This window comes from Micromonospora sp. NPDC047187, from assembly GCF_040643355.1.
In the GTDB taxonomy this organism is placed as follows: Bacteria; Actinomycetota; Actinomycetes; order Mycobacteriales; family Micromonosporaceae; genus Micromonospora; species Micromonospora salmantinae.
The window spans coordinates 1-17,320 of sequence record NZ_JBEYUF010000036.1; the positions used below are offsets into that span (position 1 = coordinate 1).

Sequence of the window (17,320 nt, forward strand, 5' to 3'; positions counted from 1 at the left end):
TCGACAGCGCATCCCACTCGACGTCAGACAACTCGTAGCGACGACCCACGCCCTACATCATCCGACACCAAGATCCTTTGAAGACACTGCCTAGCCGGCGCTCTCCTCGGAGAGGGCTTCGTCCGGCGTCCGGGCGTCGTCGTCGGTCAGCGCGTCATCGTCGGTCAGCCCGTCGTCCGACGAGGTGGCCAGGTCGGCGAGCCGCCGCTCGGCCTCCCGGACCTCCTCGTCGAGCCTGGGGTTCTCCTCGTCGGGACCCTGCGACATGGGACCTCCATCGGGCGCGACCGGCAGACCTCCGGGTACCCGACCTAAGGGCGGAGACACGGATGTCTGCCGCTGCCCTTTGATCAAGTGATGAAAAACAGCTGTATCTGCCCCTCGAGACCTACTTCTCATCACTTGATCAAGGAGATCCCACGTCTTCCGCGACCCAGAGGCCACGGCCCTGAAGACCCACCACCAAGCCGCGTGTCTGAAGGACGATGATCGCCCGCTGAACCGTTATCACACTGACGGGTGTTGGATACGCACTGGACTCGGGCTCTGGAGAGGCCGTGGCGAGCGGGCGGTTGCCTTGAGTGCCAAGGTCGCGACATCTGCCCGCAACTGGATTGGGCGTTAGCGCTTCTGGCAGATGCTGCTTCCGTCATGCTTCAGAAGCGGTGACGCGTGAGCTGAGCGGTTTCGGCGGACCAACGTACCGAGCGCCGGGCCGGTCGGCGGGCGCGCCGGGCTGGAGCCCGGGAGCGTTGCCGACCCGGCCCGGTGCCGGATCAGCGCTGCTTCAGCTCGCGCCAGGATGGGTGGGTGCCGCGCCAGGCGTCGGCGAGGATGGCCGCCGAGGCCCGGCTGGGGCACTGCTGCACCCGCTCACGACCCGACGCCCCACCGATCTGGGCGCGGACCTCCCAACCCTGCCCGTCAGTACGGATGTACACGTCCCGGCGCCCGCGCGGGGTCGTGTCTCCGTTCCACCAGTGTTCCTCCACCTTCATTCGCCGACCGTATAGCAATTCCCGCGCCGAGGGTACGGCGCAGGTATGCCCGGACCGGGGCAAGAGCGACATTCCAGGCGCATTTCAGCCCAACCGTTGACGGTTCGAAACCATAACGGGCGGTTCTCCCGCTCCTGACTTGCGAATCAGGAACCCCGCCCCACTCTGCACCCTCCCCGCAACTCCCACCCCCAACCCTTGTTGATCAAGAGGTTCGCGTCACGAATCCCGTTCCCGGTGACGCGAACCTCTTGATCAACACGCGGGAGACACGCGGGAGACACGAGAGGGGGCAGCGCGGTCAGGTTTGGGTTGTCAGGAGGTAGTCGTCGGCTTCGGGGCTCCAGCGCAGATCCAGTACGCCGGCGGTGGCGGCGGCCTTGCAGAACTGCAGGAAGCTGCGGTAGCCGAGCTTCTTCTCGCTGAAGTCGGGGCGGGCCCGGCGTACCTGGTTCTTCAACCCGGACAACGCCACCGGGTTGCCGCCGCTACCCAGGTCCGCCACGACGCCCCGGAGTAGGCCGAACGCCACCTCGCGGTCGCCGTGCTCGGGCAGCGAGACCTCGGGGTCACCCTTCGCCGGGCCTTCGGCCAGCTCGATCACGTTGCGCTCGGCGAGGTGGCGCAGCAGTTCGCCGAAGGTACGGAAGCCGTAGTCGGACTCGCTGAAGGTGGGGTCCTTGCGCAGCAGGGTGCGCTTGAGGCGGGAGGCGGTGACCTCACCGTTGGCGCTGCCCTGCAACCCGGCGACCGACTGGGCGACGAGCACGGCGAGGGCGTCCACGTCGCGGCCGGGCTCCTCCCCCGCCGGCCGGCGGTCAACCTCCGGCTCGTGCTCCCGCTCCGGCTCGGGTGGGCGTTGCTCCGCGCCGGCCTGCCGGGTGGCGGGACGAGCGCGCCGACCACGGGCCGGCGGGATGTCCACGCCCTCCAGCCGGTCGTAGTACAGGAACTCGTCGCACGCCGGGGGAAGCAGCCCCGAGGTGGACCCCTCGACCCCGACGCCGATGACCCGCTTGTTCAGCTCGCGCAGCTTGTGCACCAGCGGAGTGAAGTCGCTGTCACCACTACAGATCACGAAGGTGGAGATGTAGTCGCGCTCGAACGCCAACTCGATCGCGTCGACGGCCATCTTGATGTCCGCGGCGTTCTTACGGGACGCGCCCATCCGCTGCGGGATCTCGATCAGCTCGACGTGGGACCGGGTGAGCATCCGGCGGTCCTCGTCGAAGTAGGACCAGTCGGCGTACGCCCGGCGGACCACCACCCGACCTCGTTCGGCCAGCGCGTCGGCGATGGGCCGGAAGTCGAAGGCCGCGCCGCCGCGATGGTCGCGCGCGCCCAACGCGAGGTTCTCGTAATCGAGGAAGAGGGCAATCCGGTCTTCTTGATCCACGCGGATCAGCCTACGCCGGGCATGAGCTGGTCGGGGTAGGCGACGCGCGACACCTCAACTCGACGACCGTCCATTTCTTGCGGCCTCATAGTCGTTTATTTTCGTTGTTCGATAGACGTCTTGCAGTGCCCTGTCCGGTGCTGCATCATGACGATCAATGTCGGGCGTTGGGGGAACGCCGGGCGGACCTCCACCACCACCCACCCAGGAGGGTCACCGATGTTTCGCAGCCTCACGCCGGCGCGGGGACGCCCCGGCCGGCCCAGCGGCACCGCCGTCGCGCTCGCGGCCGGTCTCGCCGTGCTGGTCGCCGGGCCCACCGCGGCCGCCGCCAGTCCACCCGCGCCCGTCGGCGCGCAGCCGGTGGTCACCCGGGCCGCACTCGATCCGGCGCTGGTCGCCGGACGCGGCGCGGACGTCGACTTCCTTGAGCAGGAAGCGGAGAACGCCCACACCAACGGCGAGATCATCGGGCCCGACCGGACCGCCTACACGTTGCCCTCGGAGGCTTCCGGCCGCCGGGCGGTCCGGCTCACCCCCGGGGAGTACGTGGAGTTCGTCCTGCCCAACGCGGCGAACGGGATCACCGTGCGGTACAGCATCCCGGACGCGCCACAGGGCGGTGGGATCACCGCCCCGCTGCGGGTCGCCGTCAACGGCAAGCACCTGCGCACCATGACGCTCACGTCGCAGTACTCGTGGCTCTACAACCAGTACCCGTTCACCAACGACCCGCAGGCCGGGCTGCTGCACCCGGACTGGTGGATCACCGAGTGCCAGTGCGTGCCGTCGGCCACCACGCCGTACCCGAGCATCGACAAGCCGTTCCGGCCCACCCACTTCTACGACGAGCAGCGGCTGCTGCTCGGGCGTACCTACCGGGCCGGCGACAAGGTCCGGCTCACCGCGCCGCCCGGTAGCGCCGCCGCCTGGACCGTCATCGACCTGCTCGACTCCGAGTTGGTCGCGCCGCCACACGTCCGGCTGCTCGCCGCGAACGTGCTCGCCTTCGGCGCCGACCCCACCGGCCGGCGGGACTCCGCCGACGCGCTGGACCGGGCCATCGCCTTCGCTCGGCGCGCCCACCTCAAGGTGTACGTCCCACCGGGCACCTACCAGGTCAACCGGCACATCATCGTCGACGACGTGACCATCGAGGGCGCCGGCAACTGGTACACCACCATCAAGGGCCGCGAGGTCGCCCTGCCGACCCCCGCACCGGACGGCTCGATGCACACCGGAGTCGGGTTCTACGGCCGGGACGCCACCGACGGCGGCAGCCGTAACGTGCACCTCTCCGGCTTCGCCATCGAGGGCGACGTGCGGGAGCGCATCGACACCGACCAGGTCAACGCGATCGGTGGGGCGATGAGCGACTCCACCATCGACGGGCTCTACCTGCACCACACCAAGGCCGGCTTGTGGTTCGACGGCCCGATGCGCAACGTCCGGGTCACCAACAACATCATCGTCGACCAGATCGCCGACGCGCTCAACTTCCACACCGGCGTGACCGACTCCCTCGTGTCGCACAACTTCGTCCGCAACACCGGCGACGACGGCCTGGCGATGTGGTCGGAGAAGACCGCCAACGCGCGGAACACGTTCGACCACAACACAGTGCAGTCACCGACCCTGGCCAACGGCATCGCCATCTACGGCGGCACCGACACCACCGTCTCGCACAACCTGGTCGCCGACCCGGTACGCGAGGGCAGCGGCCTGCACGCCGGTGCCCGCTTCGGCGCGGAGCCGTTCACCGGGTACCTGCGGTTCACCAACAACACCACCGCCCGCGCCGGCACGTACGAGCTGAACTGGAACATCGGGCTGGGCGCGATCTGGGTCTTCGCCCTGGATCGCAGCATCGAGGCGCCCATCGAGGTGACCGGCGACGCGTACCTGGACAACACGTACAACGCGATCATGCTGGTCAGTGACTGGCCGGTGAAGGATCTCTACTCGATCTCCGATGCGCGGTTCCGGGACGTCCGGGTCGACGGCACCGGCACCTCGGTGGTCAGCGCCCGCGCGGCCGGCTCCGCCTCGTTCGCCAACGTGGACGCCCGCAACGTTGGCGCGGTCGGCGTCAACAACTGCGGATCGTTCCACTTCACCCCGGCCGGTTCGGAGTTCACACTGACCGACCTCGGCGGCAACGACGGCGGGTGGCTCGCACCGTGGCTGCTGCCCAACACCATCACCTGCGACGACCGGCCGCCCGTGTCGCCGCCCCCGCCTCCGGCGCAGTGGTGACAGCGGTGGGCGGCCCGAGCGATCGGGCCGCCCACCGCACACCGATCAGCGCGTCCTGGCGTACGCCAAAGGCACGGTCGTGGACTGACCGTGCCATCTGCCGCGCAGCGTGCCCCCGGCCGGCCCGTCGGCCCCGGCTCCCGGCCGGCGCACGACGACCAGCTCGACGGTGTCGGTGTCGATGAGCGTGCGGTCCTCGTCGACCACCCGCCTCACCGCGCCGACGACCGGCACATGGGCGTCGGCGGCGCCGTCGACGACGACAGTCACCGTCGGCTCACGCACCTCGCGCCGGCCGCCGACCTCGAAGTACTGCTCCGCCTGGCCGCTGCCGGTGAGGATCGCGTGGGCCAGCGCGGCCGCGTACACCGGGTCGACGCAGCCGTCGTACACCCAGCGCCGGCCGAGCACCGAGTGCTCGGTGGTGCCGACCAGCCAGCTGTCCGCACCCTCGAGGGGCGCGGCGCGGTAGGTGAGCGGAACATGGTGGACCGGCCCGTCGGCGGCACCGACCAGCATCGTCTCGATGCCGACCTCGCCGGCCGGGTCGTCAAAGCGGTAGGCGCCCCGGCTCACCACCTCGACGCCGGTCGGTCCGGCGAACCATTGTCGGTCGGGCAGCCAGGCCGTCAGCAGGTCCAGCTTCGTGGGGTGCAGGGTCGCCCTGTGCAGCAGTGCCATGACGGCAGCCTAGTCAGAGGCCCGCGCACTGTTGCCCGCCGATCGTGCAGCCCTCCGGCTCCCGGGCGTTCGGCCGGCTGTCGCGGACGTCGAAGCTGATCGTCTGCGATCCCCCGGCCGCCAGGGCGGCTCCGGTGAAGGTGATCACCTGTCTGTCCTGTCGCCAGTTCGCGCCGTCGACGTCGTCGACTGTGGTGCCTTCGGCGAGGGTGACCACCACTGCCCAGTCCGCCACCGGTGCGCCACCGGGGTTGCGGACCACGATCTCGCCGGTGTAGCCGAACAGTCGGTCGGAGTCGGTCTCGTATCGGGCCGTGACGGGCGCCGGTGGTGGAGGTGGCGGTGGCGCAGCCGACGCGGGTGTCCGCGAGGGCTTCGCCGACGGGGTCCGACTCGGCGAGGTGGTCGCCGACGCGGTGGTCCGGGAGGGGCGCGCCGAGGGGGTCGCCGTGGGGGCGACGGTCACCGTGCCGGCCGTCACGGTAGGCGACGCGGTCGCGGTCGGCGCGGGCGCGGCGGACGGCTTCGAGTCGGGCGGCAACGTCACCCATGCCGCCGTACCCGCCACCAACACGGCACCCGCGACCACGGCGACCAGCGTGCGACGCCGACGAGGGTTGCGGCCGGCCCTGCCGCGTACGCCGATCAGCGGCAGTTCCGCGGTCATCCCACCGTCGGCCCGGCGCAGGTCGACCTGCTGGAAGGCGAGCCAGTCGAGGATGGCCGGCAGCCGTACCGTCAGTGCCTGCCGGAGCTGTTGCTCGCGCGGCTCGTGCTGCTCGGCGGACCACGCGCCGTGCGTGCTGACCTCCCGTAGCTCCAGCCGGCAGCCCTGCTTCGTGGTCGTGACCGTGCAGGTCAGCTCGCTGAGCCGGCCTGCCTCGTCGCAGGCCAGCACGAGCAGGTCCGGTTCCTGCCGCTCGGTCACCTCGACCTCGACGTTGGCCTCGAAGCCGGGCAGGCCGGCGGTGTGCAGCAGCATCCGGTCCGGTACGCCCTCGACCATCTCGGCCTCGGCGAACCACCGGCCGAGCAACTCCCGATCGGTCAGGGCGCGCCAGACCCGCTCAGCCGGGTGGGAAAGCTCGACCTGCGCACCGATCTCCATCACGGCGAGACTCTAACGGGTTGCCCCGCCCGGCCTGTCCCGCCCGCCCGAGACGGTTGCCGGCGTCCTGGTCAGCCCCAGCGGCTGGACCGCTCGACCACTGTGGCCAGCGCGGCCCGGGCGTGGGCGCTCACCTCGGCGACCACCTGCGCCGCCGGCATGTCCCGAGCCAGCGGGTGTGCCTGCCCGGCCCACAGGTTGACCACCGATGCGTCCGCGTCGCGCCGGGCGGCGGCGAGCAGGGGACGCGTCAGGTGCAGCACCTGGGGGTAACCGCGCGGTGCCACCGCGTCGTGCTCGCGCAGGAAGTCGTTGGCCACGCCACGGGCCCGCTTACCGGTGTACGCCCGGGTCAACGCGGTCGGCGCGGCACCGGCCACCGCCGCCCGGTGCATCGGCGAACTGCCCGCCTCCGGACAGCGCAGGAAGGCCGTGCCGAGTTGCGCGGCGGCGGCGCCGGCAGCCAGCACGGCGGCCACCGAGGGCCCGTCGACGAGGCCACCCGCGGCCACCAACGGCCGGTCACAGCGAGCGGCGGTCAGCCGGAGCAGCGGCAGCAACCCGAAGTCGTCGTCGTCCGGCAGGCCGCCGCGATGCCCACCGGCCTCGGTGCCCTGCACCACCACCGCGTCCACACCCAGGTCGGCGGCGGCGGTCGCGGCGTCCGGGCGGGTGACGGTGGCCCACACCTCGGTGCCCCGCTCGCGCAGGGCGGTCACCGCCGCCCGGTCGGGCAGCCCGAACACGAAGGACACGACCGGGACCGGGTCCGCGAGCAACGCGGCCAGCTTCTCCGGGTACGCGTCGTCGCCGCCCACCGGCTCGCCCAGGCTCACGCCGCGTTGCGCGGCCTGCGGGGCGAGCCGTTCGGCGTACGCCCGAACGGCGGCCTCGTCGACGTCGCCAGGGTCGGGCAGGAAAAGGTTCACGCCGAACGGCCGATCGGTACGCGCGCGGACGTCGGCGACGTCGGCGACCAGCCGGCCGGTGTCGATCATCCCGGCGGCGAGGAAGCCCAGCCCACCCGCGGCGGACACGGCGGCCACCAGCGCGGGCGTGGACGGGCCACCAGCCATCGGGGCGGCGATGATCGGGTGGCGCAACGTGGACAGGACGGACATCCCCCCATCCTGCCGCAGGACCGACCCGCTCACCGGCGCGCGGTGTGCCTCCACCGCAGCACGCCGGCCAACCCGAGCAGGATCAGCAGTGTTCCCGCGCCGAGGGCCAGCGGCCAGGTCCGCGCGCCCTCTCCGCCGTCGACCTCTCCGGCGGCCGGACGGACCGCAGTGGGCGACACCGGGTCGACGGACTCCGTGGAGGGCGCGGCGGTGACCGTGGTGGCCGTGGCCGGATAGCGCAGGATCGTCGGGCGGGTGCCGGCTGGTTGACCGGCGGACTCGGAGACGGTCAGCAACGACCGCCCGTCCCGGCTGTAGGTGATCGACTCGCCCTGGGGCTCGTCCGGCAACGGGGTGATCCGCGGGGTGCCGGTGGTCAACGCGCGAACCACGTCGCCGTCGGGCACGTCGTACTCGAAGGCGTCGGCGTAGCTGCGCAGCGCCACCCGCCGTCCGTCCGGTGCGCTCGCCGCGCCGGTGATCACCCCGCGGCCCAGGAACGAGAACGGATTGCTGGTCGTGGTCGAGGGCACTGTCACCTGGCCGAGCGCGGTCAGCGGCGTCGGCGCGTCCGGCCGCAACGCGGTGGTCGGCGCGTACAGGAAGACCGTGCCACTGCCGCCCTTGGTGACGATCAGCGGCCGACCGGACGCGTCGAGCAGCAGCGCCTCGGCGTCGTGCGGACGGTCCGGGTAGGTCATCCGGTGCAGCACCGGCTGCTTCGCCCCCGGCGCGAGCCGCCACACGCCGACAGTCGTCCGGGTGCGGTCGTTGTCGCCGATGTCGGCGACCCAGACGGTGCCGTCCCGGCCGATGGCCATGTCCTCGGTGTCGCGGGGCCGGGACGGGAAGGAGACGGTGCGCACCACAGCGCAGCGCTGGTCGAGGAAGAAGATCCGGCGGCGGGCCTCGTCGTCGGCCCCGTCGTTGATCACCACGTACCCGTCGTCGGTGGCGACCATCCCGGAGATCTCGCGCAGCCGGTCGTCGCGCACCTGGCAGACCGGCGTCCCCGCTGCCGCGCCCGCCGTGGCAGCGGCCGGCACCAGCACCACGGCCGGGGGCAGCATGCCCGCGAGCAACGCGGTCAGTACCGCCCCCGCACGAGCACGCCGCCCCCAGGTCAACCGTCCACGTACCCGCATCGCCCACCCTCCTCGTCGCGGCCGTGACCGGCCACCCGCCCATCCTGGCTGATCCCGGCCACGGTCGGCGGTCATCGGGGGGACGCGCCGGAACCCCTGGTCGATGTACTGTCGCTCCGCCTGATCTGCAAGCCGGAGGGTGGGACATGTCAGTGAGCGACACCCCGCCGGCCACCCGGTTCGGACGGCGGCTGCTGCGCCGCCCCGGCCGTCCGGCCAGTGGCTCCGCCGTCGCATGGGTGCCGCTCGCCGCGGTCGTCTGCGGCCTCTTCACCGGCGCGCTGGCCAGCCGGGCCGCCTGGGAGACGTCCCGACCGCAACCCGACCGGGCCGAGGCCGCCGCCATCCTCACCGAGGTCTTTCCCGGCCACGACCTCGACGAGATCGACACCCCGCCGGCGCTCTTCGTCGTTCACGGGCACCCGCTGCGCCTGGGAACTGGGGGCGGCCACCACGGTACGGAATCCGACCGCGGGCCACTGCCGCCGGTCGTGACGCTGACCGGCGTGCCGGCGTGAGTGCGGCGCTGGCGGGTAGGCAGCGGCCCGGCGGCATGTCGACACCCGCCGGGTGGGAGGCTCCGATGAGCACGTACCGGGACGAACAGGGCGGCACGTTCCCTCCGCCGGAGGCGGATGCTCTGGAACAACGGCAGGACGCGTTCGACGTCGGGCCGCCGGACCGGGTGTCGGGGGACGTGGACCCGGAGGCGGCCGAGGCCGACCTGGCCGAGCAGGGCGCCTTCCCGGCGGGCGCGCTCGAGGAGGTGACGTCGCTGCCGGCCGACGCCAACCCGGCGGACGCCCTCGAACAGCGCCAGGAGATCCCGGCCCGCGACGAGGGGCGTCGCACCTGACCACACCCGCCCCGAGCCGGCTTCGGCCGCCAAGCGGCTCCACCGCCAAGGCGGGGCTGCCCTCGGAACGGGCCCGGCCACCCACAGGGCCTGGCCCACCCACGCGGCTCCGGTCACCCACACATGGTCCGGCCACCCACACAGGTGCCGCCACGTACACGGATCCGGCTACCCACACGGGCTCCCGGCCCGACATGGTCCTCGATGGTTATACCTGTGAGTCATAAAAATGACTCACAGGTATAACGCTCGTACGAGTGTCCGGGCCCAGGCAGCCGGCCCGGCTCAGCCCGCACCGCCGACCGGCCGGCTCAGCCGGCACCGCCGACCAGCCGGCTCAGCCGGCACCGCCGACCAGCCGGCTCAGCCGGCGACGACCTGCCAGAGGAGGAACGCGTTGAGCGCGACCACCAGCACGGCCACCAGGGACGCGGCGGCGGTGGTGAGCGGGTGGTTGACCAGGTTGCCCATCAGGTCACGCCGACGGGTGAAGGCGACCACCGGGATCAGCGCGAACGGGATGCCAAAGCTGAGGATGACCTGGGACAGCACGAGCGCCCGGGTCGGGTCGAGGCCGATGGCGAGCACTGCCAGCGCGGGCAGCAGGGTGACCAGCCGACGCAGCAGCAGCGGTACCCGCCGACGCAGGAAGCCCTGCATGATCACCTCTCCGGCGTAGGTACCGACGCTCGTGGAGGCGAGCCCCGAGACCAGCAGGGCGACGGCGAACCCGAACGCGGCGGCGGTCCCGATGGTCTGGCCGAGCCCGGCGTGCACCCCCTCCAGGCTGTCCGCGCCGCCCGGGCCGCCGCCCCGGAAGCTGGCCGCGGCGATCAGCAGCATGGCGAGGTTGACCGCGCCGGCCGCGCTCAGGGCGAGCAGCACGTCGGTGCGCTGGCCGCGGAACAGGATCCGGCGCTCGGTGTCGTCGGCGGCGGGAATGCGGTCGCGGGTGAGCGCGGAGTGCACGTAGATGACGTGCGGCATGACTGTCGCGCCGAGGATGCCGGCGGCCAACAGCACGCTGTCCGTGCCTTGTAGGCGCGGCACCAGACCGGCCATGGCCGAGGCGGGATCGGAGCCGGAGGCGAGCAGGTTGGCGGCGAAGGCCAGGACGATCACCCCGAGCAGGACGGCGATGACGACCTCGAAGGCGCGGTACCCGCGCGAGCGCAGCGCGAGCACGGCGAACGCGGCAGTGCCGATGATGATCCCGCCGGGCAGCAGGGGGATGCCGAAGAGCAGGTACAGGGCGACGGCGCCACCGATCACCTCGGCCAGGTCGGTGGCCATGGCGACCAACTCGGCCTGCACCCACATCACCCGGTTCACCGGCCGGGGTAGGCGTTCCCGGCACAGCTCGGGCAGGCTGCGCCCGGTGGCCAGACCCAGCTTCGCGGTGAGCGTCTGCACCAGCATCGCCATCAGGTTGGCCACCACCACGACCCAGACCAGCAGGTAGCCGTACCGGGCGCCGGCGGCGGAGTTGGTGGCGAAGTTGCCGGGGTCGACGTAGGCGACGGCGGCGACGAACGCCGGGCCGAGCAGGATCAACCGCCCGCGTACGCGGCCCCGGGCGCGAGCGGCCTGCAGTGGAGTCGCCCTCGACGTCGTCAGTTCGTTGGTGACCACCGAACACCTCCCCGTCCACACAAATCGCTGCCGGTCCCTTCCCCGCGGACTGACCCTTGGGTGCCAACCGGTGGCCTGCCGGTGCCACCGGGGTCGGCCCGCCGCGCCGGGCAGGGTCCGATGCGCCGCCGGCGAGCGCGCGGCGCGCCGGACGAGACGCGCCGCTCCCGAACAGAACGTGCCGCGCCGGGCTTGACAGCCGGTGGGTCACCGATGAAGCTGTCTATTAGTCCTACTGTCGTAGGACAACAGGAAGGATCATCGGGAGTGATCGAGTTCGTACTGGACAGCCGGTCGAAGGTGAACACCTACATGCAGCTCGTGCAGCAGGTGAAACAGGCGCTACGGGTTGGCCTGCTGACACCGGGCGACCAGTTGCCGAAGGTCCGGGACGTCGCGCAATCCCTGGCGATCAACCCGAACACGGTGCTGAAGGCGTACCGGGAGTTGGAGATCGAGGGTCTGGTCGGCGGCCGACCCGGGGTGGGCACGTTCGTCCAGCGCACCCTGGCCAGCGCGTCCCTGCCCAACCAGGCCGAGCTGCGCGACGACCTGGTGGCCTGGCTGCACCGGGCGCAAGCGGCCGGTCTCACGGCCGAGGACGTCATCGCCCTGGTGGAGACGACGCTGCGCGCCACCCTCGCCGACGACGCCCCGCAGAAGGAGCCCGCGTGAGCGAGCAGAGCGAACGAACCATCAGGCACCGCAAGCGCTCGTGCGACCGCGAAGCGGTGGCGTGAACGGAACGAGAGGACAAGGAATGGACATGGTCTTGGAAGCAGACCGGCTCGGCAAACGGTACGGCAGCACCTGGGCGTTGCGGGACTGCTCGCTGCATCTGCCGACCGGCAGGATCGCCGCGCTGGTCGGGCCGAACGGCGCGGGTAAGAGCACGTTATTGCACCTGGCCGTCGGGCTGCTCAAGCCCGATGCGGGCACGGTCCGGGTGTTCGGTCGGTCCCCGTACGGCGACACGGAGGGGCTGGCCGACATTGGGTTCGTCGCCCAGGACACCCCGCTGTACCGGGACTTCACGGCATCCGAGTTGGTCGTCGCCGGCGGCAAGCTGAACAAGCGGTGGAACGCGGCGTTGGCCCGTACTCGGCTGGCGCAGCTCGGCATCCCGCCGGACAAGCCGGTCGGCAAGCTCTCCGGCGGTCAACGGGCCCAGGTCGCGCTGGCTCTGGCACTGGCCAAGCAGCCGCGGCTGCTGCTGCTCGACGAACCGGTCGCCAGCCTCGACCCCCTGGCTCGACGGGAGTTCCTCCAGTCGTTGATGGGCAGCGTCGCGGAGTCGGGCACCACAGTTCTGCTCTCCTCGCACCTGCTGGCCGACCTGGAACGCGTCTGCGACTACCTGATCGTGCTGAACGCCTCCCAGGTGCAGCTCACCGGCACTGTCGACGACCTGGTCGCGGGGCACCGGCAGCTCGTCGGGCCGCGACACGACGGCGGCGCTGTCGGGGGCGTCGCCGCAGTGATCCGGGCCAGCCACACCGACCGGCAGTCCACGTTGCTCGTCCGCACCGACGGGCCGGTCACCGATCCGGCCTGGACGGTCCGCGAGGTGAGCCTGGAGGACGTCGTGCTGGCCTACCTGGCCGACGGCACCACGAAGACCAGTCACAGCGAGTGGGGGGTAGCGGCATGATCTGGTTGACCTGGCGGCAACATCGCAAGCAGGCGTTCTACACCCTGCTGGGGTTCGCGGCACTCGCCGCGGTGCTGGTGCCGATCGGCCTGGCGATGCGGAACACCTTCAGCGACCTCGGGCTGGTGGACTGCGTCAGTCAACTCGCCCGCGCCGACGTGGCGCAGACGACCCGCGAGACCTGCGACGCGGGCTTCCGACGCTTTGGCAACCAGTACGGCAGCCTCAACCTGGTGGCCGTACTGCTGATCACCCTGCCGGCACTGGTCGGCCTGTTCTGGGGTGCCCCGCTGGTCGCCCGTGAGGTGGAGCAGGGCACGCACCGGTTCGTCTGGACCCAGGGCGTCGGCCGCAACCGGTGGGCCCTGGTGAAGTTCGGGCTGGTCGGCGCGGCTGTCGTGATCCTCGCGGCGGTCTACGGGCTGGGCATGTCCTGGTGGGTCGACCCGCTCAACCAGGCCGCCCACGAGGGCCGACTCGGCATGATCGTCTTCGATCTGCAGGGCATCGCCCCGATCGGCTACACCCTCTTCGCCGTGGCGCTCGGCATCTTCGCCGGCACGGTGTGGAAGCGGATGTTGCCCGCCATGGGCATCACCCTCGCCGGGTTCATCGGGGTACGAGCGGCGGTGGAGATCCTGGCCCGGCCGTACTACCAGGCAGCCCGCACCAAGACCTTTCCGATCGAGGGGGACGGGCCGCCGGAGGTCAGCCGGGGGGACTGGATCCTCACCCAGGGTGTCCGGAACCCGGACGGAACGATGATCGCGGAGGACACCCGGATTCAGTGCCCACCGGGCGGGAAGGGGCCGGACGGTCGGGTCTGCGGCGCCGAGTTGGGCGTCGAACCGGGCGCGTACAACTGGCAGCTCTACCAGCCGGCGGACCGGTTCTGGCTGTTCCAGGGCATCGAGACGGGCATCTTCGTCGCCCTCGCCGTGCTCCTGCTCTACCTGGCGGTGCGCCGGATCCGGCGGATCGCCTAGTTGGGCGACGGATGCTCGTCGGGGAGCGGGGGCCTCGGCGATCACCCGCCTGGGCCCGATCGAGTCGGTGCAGTCCACGCCGGTGAGCCTGACGACGGCCACCGACACCGATCGGGCCCAGAGAGTCGAACTCCGCGTCCGCGCGGCTCAGCCCGCCAGCCGTCGGTACCGGGCGACCGAGAGCGGCAGGAAGACCGCGACCAGGACCAGCGGCCAGAGCACCGCCAGCAACTCGTAGTGCTGCGCCGCCCAGGAGTCGCCGCCCCAACCGGGATTGCCGAACAGCTCACGGGTCGCGCCGACGGTAGCCGACAGCGGGTTCCACGCGGCCACCGCACCGAGCCAGGCGGGCATGGTGGACGGTGCGACGAACGCGTTGGAGAGGAAGCCGAGCGGAAACTCCAGGGTCTGCACGGCCACCACTGCCGTCTGCCCACGGGTGACCAACCCGAGGAAGATGCCGACCCAGATCAGGGCGAAACGCAGCAGCAGGATCAACCCCACCGCCGCCAGTGTGGCACCGACCCCACCGTGTGCCCGCCACCCGATTGCGAGACCGGTCAGCAGCAGGACCCCGAGGGTGACCAGCGCGAACAGCATGTCGGCCACCGCCCGGGCCGCCAGCGGCGCCAGCGGTGAGACGGGCATCGATCGGAGCCGGTCGGTCACCCCGCGCTCCAGGTCCTCGGCAACGGCGATCGTGGTGAGGCTGATGCCGAAGACCATGGTCATCACGAACATGCCGGGCATCAGGAACTCTCGGTAGCTGCCGCCGCCGGGCACCTGCAACGCGCCACCGAACAGGTAGGCGAACATCAGCACGATCAGGATGTTGAAGCCGAGCGAGGCGATCAGCGGGCCGGGATCGCGTCGCCACCGGGCCAGGCCGCGCCAGATCAGCGTGCCGCTGTCGGCCAGGAGGGTGGGCCGGCCGGGCGTCAGATCCACCGGCGGGGCCGGCGTGCTCACCGCGCTCATGCCGCCACCTCGGCCGACGCCGCCCGGTGCCCGGTGAGGTGCAGGAACACGTCGTCCAGGGTTGGGCGGCGCAGCGCGACGTCCGCCACCGGGACGTTCACGGCGTCGAGCGCCCGCAGCACGTCGACGAGCGCACCGGCCTGGTGACCGACCCGGACGCTCACCATCCGCCGGTCCACGTCGACAGTCGGTTCGTCGTCGGCCGCCCGGCGTATCTGGGCGACGGCTGCGGCAAGGTCGGTCGGCGCCGCGACGACCACCTCGATCCGATCGCCGCCGAGCCGGGTCTTGAGGTCGTCCGGAGTTCCCTCGGCGATCACCCGTCCGGCCTCGACCACTGAGATCCGGTCGGCGAGTTGGTCGGCCTCGTCCAGTTGCTGGGTGGTGAGCAGCACTGTGGTGCCGGTGCGCACCAACTCCCGGACCGACTCCCACACCTCGTTGCGGCCACGCGGGTCCAGCCCGGTGGTGGGCTCGTCGAGGAAGAGGACCGCGGGGGCCAGGATCATGCCGGCCGCCAGGTCGAGCCGTCGGCGCATGCCCCCGGAGTACGTGCTGACCGGCTGCTCGGCGGCGTCGGCGAGACCGAAATGTTCCAGCAGCTCGCCCGCCCGTTGGCGGGCCCGACGGCGACCCAGGTGGAACAGCCGGCCGAAGAGCACCAGATTCTGCCGGCCGCTCAGCGCCTCGTCGAGCGCGGGATGCTGCCCCACCAGTCCGATGCGGTAGCGGACCTGGTCGGGCTGGCGGGTCACGTCGAAGCCGGCCACCTCGGCACGACCTTCGTCGAGTCGGAGCAGGGTGGAGAGGATCCGTACCGCTGTGGTCTTACCGGCCCCGTTCGGGCCGAGCAGGCCGCACACCGTTCCCCGCGGCACCCGCAGGTCGAACCCGTCCAGCGCGTACCGGTCCCGATACCGCTTGCGCAGCCCTTGGGCCACTATCGCGTCGACTCTTGTCGTCACAGCGCTCCCCTCCCGAAACTGAACGGCCACCTTACCGTACAACGTACGATAGCGCGTACGGGAATGACGACCAGACCGAGTGAGGGCAGGGTGGAGCCAGCGGTAACCGTCGCGGCAGACGATGAGTTCACGCGCCACGCGTTCCGAACCCGGGCCGGCACCGGCAGGGAGTCGCGGCTACTCGGGCTCGGCTGTCCCGACCTGGCCCGCGACGCCGACGTTCAACGGGTCGGCCAGGAGTTTGTCGAACGCCAGCTCGGCGGCGCCGATCAGGACGGCGTCGCGGCCGAGCGCCGCCGCCCGCAACCGCAGGTGCTCGCGGGAGGCGGGCAGTGGCATGGTGTCGAGCCGGTCCCGGACCACGTCCGCACCGGCGGTGAAGATGTCGCGCAGCGAGCCACCGAACACCACTGCATCCGGGTTGACCACGTTGACCAGGTTCGCCACGCCGAAGCCGAGCCAGTCCGCCACCTGCTCGACCGCCGCGCGGGCGGTCGGGTCGCCCTCCGCCGCGGCGCGCAGCACCTCGGCCACCGCCGCGCGGTCGCTCGGGTCACGGCCGGCGTGCCGTAACAGCGCGGCTTCGGAGATCTCGGTCTCCCAGCAGCCGCGTGAACCGCAGCCGCAGGGCAGGCCGTTGGGGTTGACGACCATGTGGCCGACCTTGCCGCTGTGACCCCGGTGGCCGATCACCAGTCGGCCACCGACGATGATGCCGGCGCTGATGCCCAGGTCGCCGTGCAGGTAGATGACGTCGTCGATGCCGACCGCGACACCCCGGACGTGCTCGGCCAGGCCGGCGATGTCGGCCAGGTCCCCGGCCACGAAACCCGGGCCGGAGCTGAACTCCGCCTCCAGCGCGGCGCCGAGCGTCTCGTCGATGCTGGCGATCCGGAGCCTGCCGTCCGGGTCGCGGGTGGTGTCGGTGACCGCGGCGGCGCCGCCGACCAGCAGCGCGTCGCCGGCCACCGAGCGTTCCATGTCGCGGACCAGGTCGGCGAGGGGACCGACGGCTTCGATCGCCGACATGCCGCTGGGTCGGGGGATCTCCCGCAGATCGAGGATCTGCCCGCCGAGGCCGACCCGGGCGGCACGCAGCCGGTCCGCGTCGATGCTCAACGCGTGTGCGTAGACCCGGTCGGAGCGGGGGCTGACCACCAGCGAGGGGCGGCCGGCGCGGCGGGCGGTGGTCGGCGCCTCCTCGGTGACCAGGCCGCTGGTGACCAGGTCGGCCGCGAGGGCGCCGATGGTGCTTCGGTTGAGGCCGAGCCGGCTGGTCAGCTCGGCGCGGGACGTCGGTCCGTGCAGGTGGACGTAACGCAGCACAGCGCCGAGGTTCTGCCGCCGGATCTCCTCCTGGCTGGCGCCGGGGACCGACGGCAGCGGGGATTCGGCGTTGCGGCCGACGCCGGCTGGCCTGGCCCGTACTGGTGTCGCCACGGTCAGACCTCCTTCCGGGTCGAGGCCGGTTGGTGCGGGGGTGCAGGGACGACGATGGGTCCCGGTAGAGGAGACCCGGGACCCATCGGCGTTACTACCTACCGTGC

17 protein-coding genes are annotated in these 17,320 nt (G+C 71.7%); 6 read left to right on the top strand and 11 right to left on the bottom strand.

Going from position 1 to position 17,320, the window contains the following annotated elements; genetic code table 11:
- Nucleotides 1-90: 90 nt before the first annotated feature.
- The 3 genes from ABZ794_RS31795 to ABZ794_RS31805 form a co-directional block, all read right to left on the bottom strand.
- Entirely contained in the window at nt 91-267 is a 177-nt protein-coding gene (locus ABZ794_RS31795; RefSeq protein WP_210784065.1) for a hypothetical protein, read from the bottom strand.
- Between the two features lie 509 nt (nt 268-776).
- Nucleotides 777-998 (bottom strand): hypothetical protein, encoded by a 222-nt coding sequence (locus ABZ794_RS31800; RefSeq protein WP_030335934.1) that lies wholly within the window; start codon nt 996-998, stop codon nt 777-779.
- 301 nt (nt 999-1,299) lie between these two features.
- The gene (locus tag ABZ794_RS31805; RefSeq protein ID WP_210784064.1) at nt 1,300-2,394 is read right to left on the bottom strand and encodes a PIN domain-containing protein; all 1,095 of its coding nucleotides are present in this window, start codon (nt 2,392-2,394) and stop codon (nt 1,300-1,302) included.
- Nucleotides 2,395-2,613: 219 nt separating this feature from the next.
- Here ABZ794_RS31805 and ABZ794_RS31810 point away from each other — a divergent pair, with 219 nt between their 5' ends.
- Nucleotides 2,614-4,650, top strand: coding sequence for a glycosyl hydrolase family 28-related protein (locus tag ABZ794_RS31810; protein ID WP_357519042.1), 2,037 nt, complete (start codon nt 2,614-2,616; stop codon nt 4,648-4,650).
- A 45-nt stretch (nt 4,651-4,695) separates the two neighbouring features.
- Here ABZ794_RS31810 and ABZ794_RS31815 read toward each other — a convergent pair whose 3' ends face one another.
- The 4 genes from ABZ794_RS31815 to ABZ794_RS31830 all read right to left on the bottom strand — a co-directional run bounded on the left by ABZ794_RS31815 (nt 4,696) and on the right by ABZ794_RS31830 (nt 8,705).
- Nucleotides 4,696-5,331: a hypothetical protein gene (locus tag ABZ794_RS31815; RefSeq protein WP_357519044.1), complete on the bottom strand. Its 636-nt coding sequence runs from the start codon at nt 5,329-5,331 to the stop codon at nt 4,696-4,698.
- A gap of 13 nt (nt 5,332-5,344) precedes the next feature.
- Nucleotides 5,345-6,439 (bottom strand): SRPBCC domain-containing protein, encoded by a 1,095-nt coding sequence (locus tag ABZ794_RS31820; RefSeq protein WP_238688093.1) that lies wholly within the window; start codon nt 6,437-6,439, stop codon nt 5,345-5,347.
- A gap of 71 nt (nt 6,440-6,510) precedes the next feature.
- A complete protein-coding gene (locus ABZ794_RS31825; RefSeq protein ID WP_210784060.1) occupies nt 6,511-7,560 on the bottom strand; it encodes a nitronate monooxygenase in 1,050 nt (349 codons plus the stop codon).
- A 29-nt stretch (nt 7,561-7,589) separates the two neighbouring features.
- Complete coding sequence (locus tag ABZ794_RS31830) at nt 7,590-8,705, bottom strand: hypothetical protein (RefSeq protein ID WP_247669420.1); 1,116 nt, start codon at nt 8,703-8,705, stop codon at nt 7,590-7,592.
- Between the two features lie 146 nt (nt 8,706-8,851).
- Between ABZ794_RS31830 and ABZ794_RS31835 the strand changes: the two genes are divergently transcribed.
- Nucleotides 8,852-9,223 (top strand): hypothetical protein, encoded by a 372-nt coding sequence (locus tag ABZ794_RS31835; protein ID WP_357519047.1) that lies wholly within the window; start codon nt 8,852-8,854, stop codon nt 9,221-9,223.
- A gap of 65 nt (nt 9,224-9,288) precedes the next feature.
- Nucleotides 9,289-9,561, top strand: a complete 273-nt coding sequence (locus ABZ794_RS31840) for a hypothetical protein (protein ID WP_210784059.1) — start codon at nt 9,289-9,291, stop codon at nt 9,559-9,561.
- 363 nt (nt 9,562-9,924) lie between these two features.
- Here the strand turns inward: ABZ794_RS31840 and ABZ794_RS31845 are convergent, their stop codons facing one another.
- Entirely contained in the window at nt 9,925-11,193 is a 1,269-nt protein-coding gene (locus ABZ794_RS31845; protein ID WP_112624877.1) for an Nramp family divalent metal transporter, read from the bottom strand.
- Between the two features lie 267 nt (nt 11,194-11,460).
- On the opposite strand from ABZ794_RS31845, the gene ABZ794_RS31850 reads away from it, so the two are divergent.
- The 3 genes from ABZ794_RS31850 (at nt 11,461) to ABZ794_RS31860 (ending at nt 13,830) form a co-directional block, all read left to right on the top strand.
- Nucleotides 11,461-11,868: a GntR family transcriptional regulator gene (locus tag ABZ794_RS31850; RefSeq protein ID WP_112678633.1), complete on the top strand. Its 408-nt coding sequence runs from the start codon at nt 11,461-11,463 to the stop codon at nt 11,866-11,868.
- An 85-nt stretch (nt 11,869-11,953) separates the two neighbouring features.
- Entirely contained in the window at nt 11,954-12,844 is an 891-nt protein-coding gene (locus ABZ794_RS31855; protein WP_210784058.1) for an ABC transporter ATP-binding protein, read from the top strand.
- Entirely contained in the window at nt 12,841-13,830 is a 990-nt protein-coding gene (locus ABZ794_RS31860; protein WP_210784057.1) for a transporter, read from the top strand. Before ABZ794_RS31855 ends, ABZ794_RS31860 begins: the two co-directional genes overlap by 4 nt.
- A 147-nt stretch (nt 13,831-13,977) precedes the next feature.
- Here ABZ794_RS31860 and ABZ794_RS31865 read toward each other — a convergent pair whose 3' ends face one another.
- The 3 genes from ABZ794_RS31865 to ABZ794_RS31875 form a co-directional block, all read right to left on the bottom strand.
- Nucleotides 13,978-14,808: an ABC transporter permease gene (locus ABZ794_RS31865; RefSeq protein ID WP_357519050.1), complete on the bottom strand. Its 831-nt coding sequence runs from the start codon at nt 14,806-14,808 to the stop codon at nt 13,978-13,980.
- Nucleotides 14,805-15,773 carry an ATP-binding cassette domain-containing protein gene (locus ABZ794_RS31870; RefSeq protein WP_357519052.1) on the bottom strand — a complete coding sequence of 323 codons (969 nt, stop codon included), beginning with the start codon at nt 15,771-15,773 and terminating at the stop codon, nt 14,805-14,807. The genes ABZ794_RS31865 and ABZ794_RS31870 overlap by 4 nt, the downstream gene beginning before the upstream one ends.
- A gap of 177 nt (nt 15,774-15,950) precedes the next feature.
- Entirely contained in the window at nt 15,951-17,213 is a 1,263-nt protein-coding gene (locus ABZ794_RS31875) for an ROK family transcriptional regulator (RefSeq protein ID WP_210784054.1), read from the bottom strand.
- Nucleotides 17,214-17,320: the final 107 nt, after the last annotated feature.